This is a genomic window from Salinicoccus sp. ID82-1 (assembly GCF_021991715.1).
GTDB lineage: Bacteria > Bacillota > Bacilli > Staphylococcales > Salinicoccaceae > Salinicoccus > Salinicoccus cyprini.
In genome coordinates, this window is record NZ_JAGFLY010000001.1 from 1 (window position 1) to 11,991 (window position 11,991).

The 11,991-nt window shown below is 48.7% G+C and carries 12 protein-coding genes and 1 pseudogene; 8 read left to right on the top strand and 5 right to left on the bottom strand.

Going from position 1 to position 11,991, the window contains the following annotated elements; translation table 11 throughout:
- On the bottom strand, positions 1-1,047 hold a 1,047-nt coding region (locus J4760_RS00005; RefSeq protein ID WP_237604361.1), incomplete at its 3' end, for a transposase.
- 34 nt (positions 1,048-1,081) lie between these two features.
- On the opposite strand from J4760_RS00005, the gene J4760_RS00010 reads away from it, so the two are divergent.
- Positions 1,082-1,264, top strand: coding sequence for a hypothetical protein (locus J4760_RS00010; protein WP_237604362.1), 183 nt, complete (start codon positions 1,082-1,084; stop codon positions 1,262-1,264).
- A gap of 15 nt (positions 1,265-1,279) precedes the next feature.
- On the opposite strand, the pseudogene J4760_RS13285 reads toward J4760_RS00010, so the two are convergent.
- Positions 1,280-1,510: pseudogene (locus tag J4760_RS13285) on the bottom strand (transposase family protein); the annotation flags it as partial.
- Between the two features lie 115 nt (positions 1,511-1,625).
- On the opposite strand from J4760_RS13285, the gene J4760_RS00015 reads away from it, so the two are divergent.
- Positions 1,626-1,898 (top strand): YciI family protein, encoded by a 273-nt coding sequence (locus tag J4760_RS00015; protein WP_237604363.1) that lies wholly within the window; start codon positions 1,626-1,628, stop codon positions 1,896-1,898.
- 92 nt (positions 1,899-1,990) lie between these two features.
- On the opposite strand, the gene J4760_RS00020 is transcribed toward J4760_RS00015, so the two are convergent.
- Both J4760_RS00020 and J4760_RS00025 read right to left on the bottom strand, forming a co-directional pair.
- Positions 1,991-3,118: a M20 family metallopeptidase gene (locus J4760_RS00020; protein ID WP_237604364.1), complete on the bottom strand. Its 1,128-nt coding sequence runs from the start codon at positions 3,116-3,118 to the stop codon at positions 1,991-1,993.
- Between the two features lie 32 nt (positions 3,119-3,150).
- On the bottom strand, positions 3,151-4,041 hold the full coding sequence (locus J4760_RS00025; RefSeq protein ID WP_237604365.1) for a LysR family transcriptional regulator: 891 nt from the start codon (positions 4,039-4,041) through the stop codon (positions 3,151-3,153).
- 217 nt (positions 4,042-4,258) lie between these two features.
- Between J4760_RS00025 and J4760_RS00030 the strand changes: the two genes are divergently transcribed.
- The 6 genes from J4760_RS00030 (at position 4,259) to J4760_RS00055 (ending at position 11,142) form a co-directional block, all read left to right on the top strand.
- Positions 4,259-5,380 carry an iron-containing alcohol dehydrogenase gene (locus tag J4760_RS00030; RefSeq protein WP_237605019.1) on the top strand — a complete coding sequence of 374 codons (1,122 nt, stop codon included), beginning with the start codon at positions 4,259-4,261 and terminating at the stop codon, positions 5,378-5,380.
- 109 nt (positions 5,381-5,489) lie between these two features.
- Positions 5,490-6,077 carry a TetR/AcrR family transcriptional regulator gene (locus J4760_RS00035; RefSeq protein WP_237604366.1) on the top strand — a complete coding sequence of 196 codons (588 nt, stop codon included), beginning with the start codon at positions 5,490-5,492 and terminating at the stop codon, positions 6,075-6,077.
- Position 6,078: 1 nt separating this feature from the next.
- Positions 6,079-7,440 carry a purine-cytosine permease family protein gene (locus J4760_RS00040; RefSeq protein ID WP_237604367.1) on the top strand — a complete coding sequence of 454 codons (1,362 nt, stop codon included), beginning with the start codon at positions 6,079-6,081 and terminating at the stop codon, positions 7,438-7,440.
- Entirely contained in the window at positions 7,427-8,491 is a 1,065-nt protein-coding gene (locus J4760_RS00045) for an S-methyl thiohydantoin desulfurase family protein (RefSeq protein WP_237604368.1), read from the top strand. Before J4760_RS00040 ends, J4760_RS00045 begins: the two co-directional genes overlap by 14 nt.
- An 11-nt stretch (positions 8,492-8,502) precedes the next feature.
- Positions 8,503-9,570, top strand: a complete 1,068-nt coding sequence (locus J4760_RS00050) for an S-methyl thiohydantoin desulfurase family protein (protein ID WP_237604369.1) — start codon at positions 8,503-8,505, stop codon at positions 9,568-9,570.
- A gap of 15 nt (positions 9,571-9,585) precedes the next feature.
- Positions 9,586-11,142 (top strand): hydantoinase/oxoprolinase family protein, encoded by a 1,557-nt coding sequence (locus J4760_RS00055; protein ID WP_237604370.1) that lies wholly within the window; start codon positions 9,586-9,588, stop codon positions 11,140-11,142.
- Positions 11,143-11,203: 61 nt separating this feature from the next.
- Here J4760_RS00055 and J4760_RS00060 read toward each other — a convergent pair whose 3' ends face one another.
- Positions 11,204-11,917 (bottom strand): GntR family transcriptional regulator, encoded by a 714-nt coding sequence (locus tag J4760_RS00060; protein WP_237604371.1) that lies wholly within the window; start codon positions 11,915-11,917, stop codon positions 11,204-11,206.
- Positions 11,918-11,991: the final 74 nt, after the last annotated feature.

The following is an 11,991-nucleotide window of genomic DNA, read 5'->3' on the forward strand; positions in this document are numbered from 1 at the left end:
ATACATGATCCGTTTGATGGTCTTCAGCCGATTGACGTTCCCCTCGACGAAACCATTGCTTTCATTATACATCAGGGCATGCACCGTGGGCTTGAAATCAGTGAGCAGCCGCCGTATGAAGTGTTTCGTCAGAGGGTCACGGCGTTGTTGTTCAAATAGGATGAGTTCAGTAAATCCGACATGATCCTTCTCGGCAATGCATTCGCGAAAACCAGCCACAAACGCATAGACGGGCTGGAGTTTCGGGTACTGTTGGAGGATACGGTTGATGATGTCGCGCTCGGCGTCCCCTTCAAGGTGGTTCTGCCACAGTATGCGTCGAATGTCACGACGGCTGTGATACTCAATGTCCAATGGGGCCGCCACCCGTTTCCGTTTTCGAAGATCGGCGACAAAATTTTTCACTGAACCGTAGGACCCTTTATATCCAATCTTCAGTAGTTTTTCATAGATTGCCCGGACGGAATCGCCGTCCGCCTCCCAGTGGATGACCGATTTGTGAAAGGCATCCAGCAGTTTGGGCCGTTTCTGACGGGTCGTGTCCGGCACCCCTGTCATCCCAAGATATCGCTCGACCGTCTTCCAGTGCAGATTGAATTGCCGGGAAAGCCGGGAGATTGAATACCCTTGTGCGTGGTACTTCTGGAGTGTCCGGGCTTGTGCCCATTTCCTCTGAGCATTTTCCAAGCGGCGATGCTCAGCTTTGGTCTGAGGCGGAGGATCTGGCGGCGGTGATCGCATGCCGAGGTCAATGCGTACCGGCAACACTTTCCTTATAATCCGATCATGTAGGGTCCAGAGGTTCTGAATCAGATGGAACCGGTCATGGATCTGAATGACTGCCGGGGCATGGGTCGTGATGATGTCCTGAAAACGCACATATCTATCCCGGGTGATGTGGGTCAGCTCCGGATGCCCCTGAATCCATTGGGCCAGTGTGGCCGTTTCCCGGTCGGGCAGGAGATCAATCGGATGATGCGTGACGGCATCGCAGATCAGAATGCCATACCGATACCCTTTTCGCCAGGCGAAATCATCGATGCCCACAAAAGGGGCTTTGCGGAACAGGCATCTCTGTTTTATGAATCAGGCGCAGCAGTGTGTCATGGCTGACCGGCATCCCAAGCTGCCGGGTGACAGTTTCTCCTTGGACACAGCTGCTGGAGAAGGCAATGGTCCGCAGTGCTTCATCCAGACGAATCGTCCGCTGGCCATAAGGGACCAGCCAGTCAAAGCGTTCCGTAAATACCTTTGTGGCGCATAATGCATTCGAACAGAACCATTTCCGGGCTTTCAGATACAGTTGAACGCGTCGCCCCTGGATGGGCAGGTCATCTATGACCCGCATGTAGGCACTGTGTCGCTGAGAGGTGGTGGAATGGCAGTGGGGACAACGGCCTGTGTGTGTATCCAATGTAATGACATATGACCCAACATCCTCTGTTTTCACATAGGAGAGTATAGTCAGGTGAGGATCCAAATCAGTGAAATGATCATACATGGTCACCATTCCTTTTTACTGATACATACCCGGTTTCTCCCCAACTTAGCGTAAGAGCCATTTTAATACTGCCATTTACAATGTTTAATGATATAATTATAAGTGATTATAAGGGGGAGTTTTGGTGAAGTATTTTGCAGTATTTCTATCGATGTTGGATGAGGAGAAAAGCATCCAGTTCAGACCGGACCATCTCGAGTTTCTGGAAGATCTAAGAAACAAAGGAACCGTTTTGATGAACGGGAAGTTTTCCGATGGCAGCGGTGGGCTTGTGATCTATAAAGGTGATAGTATCGAATCAGTCAAAGAAATTGTAGAAAGAGACCCGTATATCAAAACAGGTGCCAGAAGCTACACACTGAGGGAATGGGAAATGGTGTCTAATTACGATTTCTAAAAGATGTAATATCAGTTGATGTTAAGAGCAGATGATTCTGCTCTTTTTTAGTTTAGCCTCCATTTGGTATTTCAAAAACATGAGATACTCTATCATAGTGAAACAATCAAACTGCATAAAAAGCTCGCTCTTTCGGGTACTTCGTCCACTACAATATGTTCATTCTCAGCATGGATGCCTGCACCGACTGCCCCAAGACCGTCCAGTGTGGGGACGCCCAGGTTTGCAGTGAAGTTGGCGTCACTGCCGCCGCCGACAAACGCGTCTTTTATTTCGCCCATCCCAATATTGTCAGCGGCTTCCTGTGCAACTTCGAGCAATTCGACAGTGTCCTGGTTTTTAGTCATGGGTGGTCTGTTTATGCCGCCAAATACTTCCAACGCGATGCCTTCCGTGTAGGCGGACAGGCTGTTCATATAGTCATCTATCCTCGTTTGCTCTTCCTCCATCTCCACGCGTACGTTGACACCGAATCTGGCATGGTCCGGGATGACGTTCAGCTTCCCACCACCTTCGATGCTGCCGACGTTGATCGTCGTTCCCTTGTCATAGTCGGTCAATGACTCGAGTTTCACGATATGCTGTGCCGCTTCCTTGATGGCATTAATGCCATCTTCATGGTTGTTGCCCGAGTGGGCTGCTTTGCCGTAGATGTCGACATAGTATCTGGAAGAACCTTTCCTGCCGGACTTCAGTGCTTTGCTCCCGGCTACAGGGGGTTCCGTAACAAGCGTGGCAGTACTGTTCAATGCTTCATCAGTAATCAGTTCTTCAGAAGAAGGACTACCCACCTCCTCATCGCTTGTACAAAGAAAGACAATCTTTTTGTTTAAGGACAGTTCCAGATTTTTAATGGCTTTCAGCGCCCATATTGTCTGCACCAGTCCGCCTTTCATATCCAGTATGCCTGGACCGTATATCTTGTTTTGTTTTTCCACCAGTTCCAGATCGTCTTTATCCCATACAGTGTCATAGTGGGAGAGGATCAGAATCGTCTCATCTCCTGTACCATACTCGAATCTGAGATGGTCGCCGTACTCCTCCTGTATTATTTCCTCCGCCTCGTATCCGAAATAGTCCTTCAGCAACGACTGGATTCTCTTTTTGCATTCATCCGCAAGTATCTTGTTGTCGGTGGGCGAGTCTGCTTCCACCAGGTATTTGATATCTTTTATGATCTGTTCCTTATTCTCTTCCATGAACGTTTTTATTTCATCCATATGTACTGCTCCTTTGTTTTGGCATGCGCCATTCATACGCTTTGAATATGCTCGTGTGCAACATCTATAAAAGCATTCAGTGCGGGCGATATCCATTTATTCTTATGCCAGAACATCTGGATTACTATGTCCAGGTCGTTTCCTTCCCAATCCAGCTTCTTTATACGTCCGTCCTCGATTTCCTTCCTTACCGCAACCTCCGGAATCAGTGCCACACCAAGATCCGCCATGACACATTGCTTGATGGCTTCTATATCTCCGAGTTCAAGCCTGCGCTTCGTTTCTACCCCATTCTTTTGCAGCATTTCTTCGAATGCAGTGCGGTAGTCGCACGCTTCTGTCAGCAGCAGTTGCTGGCCGAACAGGTCATCACTGCTGATGCTTTTCTGATTGCCTAGCCGATTGGCTGTGCTGCAGACGAGTGCCATCTTTTCCTCTGTCAGTTCTTTCACAATGAGGGAATCGCTTTCGAGCGTCTTCATCGACAGGAGAGCGACGTCGATCTGTCCTTCAGAGATGAGGGAGAGGATTTCCTTTTCATAAACAGCAGGCCTGAATATCAGTTCCACTTTTGGATATTTTTCCTGGAAATCTTTGAGAATTGCAGGCAGACGGTATGTACAGTGGGTCTCCGAAGCACATATTGTCAGAATACCGCTCGGCTCGCTATTATTGCCGATGATGTCGGAAGCTTCCATGGTCAGATCGAGAATCCTGTCTGCGTAGTTCTGCAGATTTCTACCTGCTTCCGTCAGAATCACTCTTTTTCCGAGCCTTTCAAATAGCTGTACCCCAAGGTCTGTTTCGAGTGCTGTAATGTTTGCCGTGACGCTTGACTGTGCATAGCCGAGTATCTGGGCTGTCCGGGTGAAGTTCAGTTCCTTGGCGGCAGTCTGGAATATGAGAAGCTGTTTGATTTCCATAGTATGATCTCCTTTCATAATCGGTGTAGCCGATTGATTTGATCGAAAAGTTTCTATATATCTATTTAAATTATTTGAATATAATGACTATATCACTTTTACGCATCCATTACATTGAAAGTTTTGAGGACTAAAGGCAAACCCCCAAATGGATAATCTGTTTAAGAAGGAGGAATGCAGTTTGCATTTCGAGTATTTCTGCAACACAAGAATCAGGATGGGGTCAGGAGAATCGGGAAACCTGGCATCCATCATGGATAGTCTTGCCTCACAGAATACGACGGTGATGATTGTCAGTGACCCGGGTGTCAGAAAGATAGGACTGGTGGGTCCGATAGAGGCGCATCTTGAAGAAGCGGGCTACAGAGTGGTTCATTTTGATGAGGTATCACCGAATCCGAGAGATTACGAATGTCTGCTTGGGGCGGATATGTTCAGGCAGGAAGGGGTGACTGCACTTGTTGCCATCGGTGGAGGCAGCCCGATGGATGTCGCAAAGGCCATTTCGCTCCTGGGTCCGAATGGCGGCACCTTTGAAGACTATATTGAAGGCAAGGCCGCATATGAGAATGTCGCACCGCTCGTATGCATTCCAACAACGGCGGGTACGGGCTCTGAAGTGACCCGGTCTTCTGTCATCACTTTAGCTGAAACGCATACGAAAATCACATTGAAGCATGAACTGCTGAGACCAGACGTGGCTATACTCGATCCTGAACTGACGATGTCGGTGCCGGCTTCCATCACCGCAGCAACCGGTCTCGATGCACTGGTCCATGCGATTGAAGGCTATACGTGCAGACTGACCAACCCGGTATCGAAAGCCATGGGCGCAGCGGCAATGAAGGAAATTGTGGAATATCTGCCGAAAGCCTACAGGAATGGTGCAGATTTTGAAGCCAGATCGAAGATGCAGGAAGGCAGCCTGCTCGCTGGACTTTGCTTCGGTTCTGCCGATGTCGCTGCGGTCCACTGCCTGGCCGAGGCACTGGGAAGCCTCTATGATACGCCGCATGGTATTGCCAATGCCATATTCCTGCCATACGTCGTCCAGTACAATGCCGAAGAAGACAGGGCGCTGCACGCTGAACTTTCAAGAATCATGCGCTTTGCAGATGAATTGGATTCCGAGACGGTGGCGATCGATAAGATGGTACGGGGACTCTATGTATTCACAGAACAACTCGATATACCAACGCTTGGAGAATTATCGTATGTCAAAGCGTCGGATCTTGAACACATGGCGGAAATTGCAGAACGGAATGGATCGACACCAAGCAATGTACGTCCCATAGCGAAAGCGGACTATCTGAACATACTGGAACAAACATTTCTCTAGGGTATCAGGTGATTGATAGAACTTTTTTCATTCTAAAATATCAGAAAATATTTACTAATCAATTTTTTTGTGGTATGCTACCTAACAAATATTAGGTAGGTGATAAAGTGTGACCAAGGACAGGATTCTCGCTTCTGCGCTCAAGCACCTTTCAATCCATGGATATGAAGGGACAACAATGAAAAATATCGCCAAAGACTGCGATATCAAGGCCGCTTCCATCTATTACTTCTTCAAGAACAAGGATGAGCTTGTCAATGATGTACTGCTGAAAGTGCTATCCAACCACTTCAAGGCGATGACGGACGAATATTTCAAGCACGAGGAGGCGAGCCTCGAACTCCGTCTGGAAGCCATGCTTGCAAAGATAGCAGCTCACCATCGTGAAAACCGCGCGGAGACATCGGTCTATCTCAGACTGATGGAGAGTACAAACGACGATTTCAAGATGGAAGTGGAGCAGTACCTGGAACAATATAACCACTGGCTTTACGACAAACTGTATGCCGATATCAAAGCCGAGTACAGGGGGATGGATGATACATCTGCTGGTGACCTGCTTGAAACGTTCCTGCTGATCGGGAATGGCATCTTCTGGGGTAGCATCATCTATTCCGATGCACGGATGGAAAAGGAAATCGCTCATGCAAAAAAACTGATGAATCTGGCTCTTCGAGCCATGCTGAAGGAGGCATAATATGAAAACACAAGCAGTTGATAGCACCATTAAAAATAGTGTAGGAAGTAGAGAAGGCGATCGCCTGATCGAGGATTATGAAGTACGCCCGGTACCGGAATCGGAAAGGCAGGGCTGGTTAAAGCTGACACTGGTGTGGATTGCAGGCATCATCGCTCTGTCGGCCACTGCACTTGGCGGCGCACTTGGCAGTGGCATGAGCCTGTCGCAGGCGATTGTCGTATCGCTTGTCGGAACATTTCTGCTCGCCATTCTGAACATTCTATGCGGCATTCCGGGAAACAAGACCGGCTTATCGACATCGATGATCTCGTCATTCGCAATGGGACGTTACGGCGCCTATCTCGTGTCCGTCGTCATCGCCATCTCCTTGTTCGGATGGTTCGGCGTTCAGCTTGATCTTTTCGGGTCCAGTCTGCTGAACGTCATCGAGTCGGTATTCGGGGTTGAAGTGAACCGTACGTTACTCATGATCATCGGCGGCATACTGATGACGGTGACCTCGATGATCGGATACAAGGCGATTGAGAAACTGAGTCTCGTGGCAGTGCCGCTTCTCGGCATCCTACTTGTCGGTTCCACCATCATCGTGTTGAACAACTACTCATTGTCTGAACTGAACAGCGCGGCGTTGGCTGCAGAACCGATCACACTCGGTGCAGGCATTTCGCTCGTCATCGGTTCACTGGCTGTCGGTGCCATCATCGCACCGGACTTTTCCAGGTATGCAAGAGGGACGAAGGACACAGTCATCTCTTCACTGCTCGGCTATTTCATCGGCTATTCGATTGTCCTGCTGATTGCGATCCTCCTGGCCAAAGCAACAACAGAAGTCGACGTAGTGGCCATCATGATCGGCATCGGCTGGGGTACAGGCGGCATGCTTGTACTGATACTGGCCCAGTGGACGACAAATAATACGAACCTCTATTCATCAGCACTCGGCTTCTCGGTTGTATTCAGATCGGTACCGAAATACATCATCACCATCTTTGCCGGCATTGTCGGTACGGTCTTTGCCATCACCGGCATCTATACGAACTTCATCACATTTCTGAATGTACTGAGCATCATGATTCCGCCGGTCGGCGGCATCTATGCAGCGGACTTCATCATGCGCAGACATGCCTATGACTTTGCCAAGATCGACCTGATCAAGAAGGTGAACTATTATAGTATCGGCATATGGGCAATCGCCATATTCGTCGCTTTCGCAACTTCTGCGCCACCACTTGGCTTTGCATGGTTCACATTGACCAATGCACCGGCAATCGATGCCTTCATCGTCGCCTTCATTCTTCAGATTGGTGCGAGCAAATGGCTGATGGATGACGAGAAAGAGGTCGGCAATGAAGTATCTTGATAAGCAGGATATGGATAAGCTTGCCATTGGTGCAGCGCTTCTTGGCACCGGCGGGGGCGGTGATCCGTACGTCGGTAAACTGATGGCGCAGCAGTCCATCGATAAATACGGACCGGTACAGATGATCACAATCGATGAACTGGCAGCAGATGCCACTGTTGCGACATTTGCGATGGTAGGTGCACCGACTGTGCTCGTTGAAAAGATACCGAACTTCGAGTCATTTGATATCCTCTATGAAGAATTCGTCAAATACAATGGTGACAAGATTGATGCTGTCATGCCGATCGAAGCGGGCGGGGTCAACTCCATGATTCCGATCATATTCGCAGCCATCAAAGAGGTGCCGATTGTCGATGCCGATGGCATGGGACGTGCATTCCCGGAAATGCAGATGGATACATTCAACGTCAATGGCATCCACAATACACCGGCTGTCTTCGCTGATGAAAAAGGAAATACGGCCATTCTGAACACGAGTGACGGACTATGGACGGAGAAGATTGCACGCAGTCTGACGACTGTCATGGGCGGGTCCATACTGAATGGTGTCTACCTGCTCAGCAGGCAGGAACTCCACGACCATGCCATCCATCATACTGTATCAACGTCCATTGCGATTGGTGAGACGCTGACGACTTCCAAGCAGCCGATTGAAGATCTGCAAGTATTGCTTGACGGCACGATTCTATTCCGAGGCAAGATACAGGACGTGGTGCGCAGGACGGATGGCGGATTTGTAAAAGGTACTGCCACGCTGACGGGTCTCGATGCAGATAAGGATGCGACATGCAAAATTGAATTCCAGAACGAAAATCTGGTATGTCTGGTGGATGATGTGCCGCGCTGTACAACACCGGATCTGATTACAGTGCTTGATCTCGAAACGGGCATGCCGATCACGACCGAAGGCTTGAAATTCGGCGCACGCTGCGTTGTGTTTGCACAGCCGGCAGACGACAAATGGAAGACGGAAGCGGGCATCCGGACAGTGGGTCCCGGATACTTCGGCTATGATTATGACTATATCCCACTGGAAAAAAACAGTTAAAGGGTGACATGATGCGTTATATCGGTAAAGAAGAAATAGAAAAGATGGCAATTGGCGCCGCACTTCTTGGGACTGGGGGTGGCGGTGACCCGTTCATCGGCAAGCTGATGGCACTGCAGGCCATTGAAAAGTATGGCCCTGTCAAACTGCTCAGTGCAGATGAACTGGATGATGAAGCACTCGTAGTTCCATCAGCAATGATGGGTGCACCGACGGTCATGGTGGAAAAGGTGCCAAGCGGCAATGAATCGATTGCTGCGTTCAATGCACTTGAAGAATACCTTGGCAGGAAAATTACAGCAACCATGCCGATTGAAGCAGGTGGCGTCAACTCCCTGCTGCCTTTTGCACTGGCAGCGAGAGTCGGTCTGCCGGTAGTGGATGCAGACGGCATGGGCCGTGCATTCCCTGAACTGCAGATGGTGACATACTATCTCGATGGCATCAATGCCTCACCAATGGTGCTGGCGGATGAGAAGGACAACTCGATTGTGCTGAACGCTGTTGACGGTGTATGGACGGAAAAGATTGCACGTGCCGCGACAATGACAATGGGCGGTTCCCTGATGAATGCCATCTATCCGATGAGTGGAAAGCAGGCAAGGGAATCATCCATCATCGGTTCACTATCGTTTGAAGAGAAACTGGGTGACATCATCATGACCTCCAAGCAGCCGATCGATGACCTGGTCGAGGCAACGAATGGCTACATCCTGTTCGAAGGGAAAATCCGTGATGTGGAACGCGCCACGGATGGCGGCTTTGTCCGAGGGAAGGCGGTGTTTGAAGGGCTGAATCAGAACAAGTCATCCGAGTGTACACTTGAGTTCCAGAATGAAAACCTGATCTGTCTTGTGGACGGACAGCCGAAATGCCTCACACCGGACCTCATCACTGTACTCGATGCGGAAACCGGGATGCCTATTACAACGGAAGGTCTTAAATTCGGCATGCGTGTTGTCATACTCGGCATGCCCTGCGATCCGAAATGGCGTACGGACAAAGGCATAGAAACGGTGGGTCCCGGCTACTTCGGCTATGACATCGAATATCAGACGATTGAAGCATTAAATCAGTGAAAAGGAGAATTTTAAATGAGATATAAACTGGGCATCGATGTGGGCGGTACAAATACGGATGGTGTGATTCTTGATTCCGATATGAACGTGCTGACTGCATTCAAGCATCCAACAACAGATGATATTGAAACAGGTATTGCAGGCGCAGTGGAAGCACTGCTCAAAAACTCGAGGCTCGACAAATCACTGATCGACCATGGCATGCTCGGTACAACGCAGTGTACCAATGCGATTGTCACAAGAAAGAGTCTGAACGACGTCGGTGTCATACGCATCGGGGCACCTGCCGGTACAGCTATCGAACCGATCTACAGCATGCCGGATGACCTGAAGGCCATCATAGGACAGCATGTATACCAGGTCAGGGGCGGACATGAATTCAACGGTGAACTTATTGCCGAGCTTGATGAGGCACATCTTGAAGACATCGCCAGAGAACTGAAAGGGAAAGTCAACTCCATTGCCATCTCCTCCATTTTCTCCCCGGTCAACAAGGCGCATGAAACACGTGCCAAGGAGATCATTGAAGCAGTTGTCGGGGAAGATGTCGCTTTCTCACTCTCTTCCGAAATCGGCAGCATCAGCCTGCTCGAACGTGAAAATGCAACTGTCCTGAATGCAGCCATCATCAATGTGGCTAAAAAGACGACGGAAGGCTTTGAAAAGGCGCTCAAACAGCATGGCGTCGACTGTGAAGTATACTTCTGTCAGAACGATGGCACACTGATGTCGAAGGAATACACACTGAAATATCCGATCCTCACTGTGGCGTGTGGACCGACCAACAGTCTGAGAGGGGCAAGCTTCCTTTCAAATCATGACAATGCCATCATTGCAGATATCGGTGGCACCACGACGGATATCGGTGTACTGAACAACGGCTTCCCGAGAGAGTCCTCACTCTCTGTCGAGCTCGGTGGTGTACAGACGAACTTCAGAATGCCGGATATCTACTCACTGGCACTCGGAGGCGGCACAATCATTACATTGGATGGTGAAGACTTCAAGATTGGGCCGGACAGCGTCGGCTACAGACTGCCGGAAAAGGCAAAAGTTTTCGGTGGAGACACATTGACCGTGACGGATATCGCAGTCGCAAAAGGCATCCTATCACTTGGAGATGCGGAAAAAGTCAAAGACTTGGATACAGCACTTGTTGACCGCATCTATGACGAAATCATCAATATGATCGAAGTGGCAATAGAACGTATGAAAACCAGTGATAAGGAAGTGCCGGTTGTACTGGTTGGTGGCGGCAGTACCCTAATAGAAGGAGACATCGAGGGTGCAAGTGAAGTCATCAACCCGGAAAACAGCGGCGTCGCCAATGCCATTGGATCTGCCATTTCCGATATCAGTGGTGAAGTGGAGAAGATCTACAAAATCGATCCTTCGAGAAGAAATGAGATCCTTGATGAAATTAAGCAGTTCGCAATTGACGAAGCGGTCAATGCAGGTGCTGACAAGGACAGGACAGAAATCATCAGCTTCGAGGATATCCCGCTTGCATACCTGCCTGGAAATGCAACAAGGATTAAGGTGAAGGCAGCAGGTCCTCTGAAGGAAGACTAACAGGAAAAATTACCAGAACGTATAGATCCCCTCTGCACTATGTCGTGCAGAGGGGATTGGTCTATTTTTCCGAAACAAATTTAAATGTATACCTTTTAGGGTGGAAGTAGACTTTAGAGTATTCAAAAATCGTTCCGTCATCGAATGTCGAGTATGCTTCAAGTAGCAGCATCGGGTCCTTATTTTCCAAGTGAAGGTGTTCGACCAGCTCATCTGTAGGTAGGATTGGGACGAGCTCTGCATGTCTCTTGTTTATGCTGAATCCCTTGCCGGCAATATATTTATATTTTGATACTTTCATCACGTCCACTGAAAGATCTGGGAACAGTTCATAAGGCATATAGGATTCCTCAAGCACAAGCGGTTTTTCATCTGCGAGTCTCAACCGCTTTATATAATATACCTTCTGGTTATTTGTCAGTTTAAGATAGTTTTTCACTTCCTCGGAAGGCAGCATCAGTTGGAATTCCAATATTTCATTCGATGGATTGTTATGAAGGCTGATCATTTCCTCAGTAAATCCTTGCAGCTTATGAATATCATGCTCGATCTTCTTCTCACTGATGTACGTACCGCTTCCCTGAACACTATATACCAGTCCTTCTTCCACCAGCAGTTTGACTGCCTGTCTGATGGTTACCCGGCTTACACCATACATTTCTGCGAGTTTGGTTTCAGTCGGTATGGCTTCTCCTCGATTGATATCATTCGAAACAATATCGTCTTTTATCTTCTTTGCTACTTGCTTATACAAAGGTAGCGTCGATTTCCACATTCATAATCAGCCTCTCTATTTCAGTACTACTATTCTACCACTTGTATCCCTTTTCTAATACATATTATTTAATT

Bases quoted from the DNA above. Each gene is read 5' to 3' on its own strand.
- J4760_RS00060 (WP_237604371.1), bottom strand. From the start codon at position 11,917: ATGTGGAAATCGACGCTACCTTTGTATAAGCAAGTAGCAAAGAAGATA.
- J4760_RS00045 (WP_237604368.1), top strand. From the start codon at position 7,427: ATGAAGTATCTTGATAAGCAGGATATGGATAAGCTTGCCATTGGTGCA.
- J4760_RS00030 (WP_237605019.1), top strand. From the start codon at position 4,259: ATGGGGTCAGGAGAATCGGGAAACCTGGCATCCATCATGGATAGTCTT.
- J4760_RS00050 (WP_237604369.1), top strand. From the start codon at position 8,503: ATGCGTTATATCGGTAAAGAAGAAATAGAAAAGATGGCAATTGGCGCC.
- J4760_RS00055 (WP_237604370.1), top strand. From the start codon at position 9,586: ATGAGATATAAACTGGGCATCGATGTGGGCGGTACAAATACGGATGGT.
- J4760_RS00040 (WP_237604367.1), top strand. From the start codon at position 6,079: ATGAAAACACAAGCAGTTGATAGCACCATTAAAAATAGTGTAGGAAGT.
- J4760_RS00020 (WP_237604364.1), bottom strand. From the start codon at position 3,118: ATGGATGAAATAAAAACGTTCATGGAAGAGAATAAGGAACAGATCATA.
- J4760_RS00025 (WP_237604365.1), bottom strand. From the start codon at position 4,041: ATGGAAATCAAACAGCTTCTCATATTCCAGACTGCCGCCAAGGAACTG.
- J4760_RS00010 (WP_237604362.1), top strand. From the start codon at position 1,082: ATGAATCAGGCGCAGCAGTGTGTCATGGCTGACCGGCATCCCAAGCTG.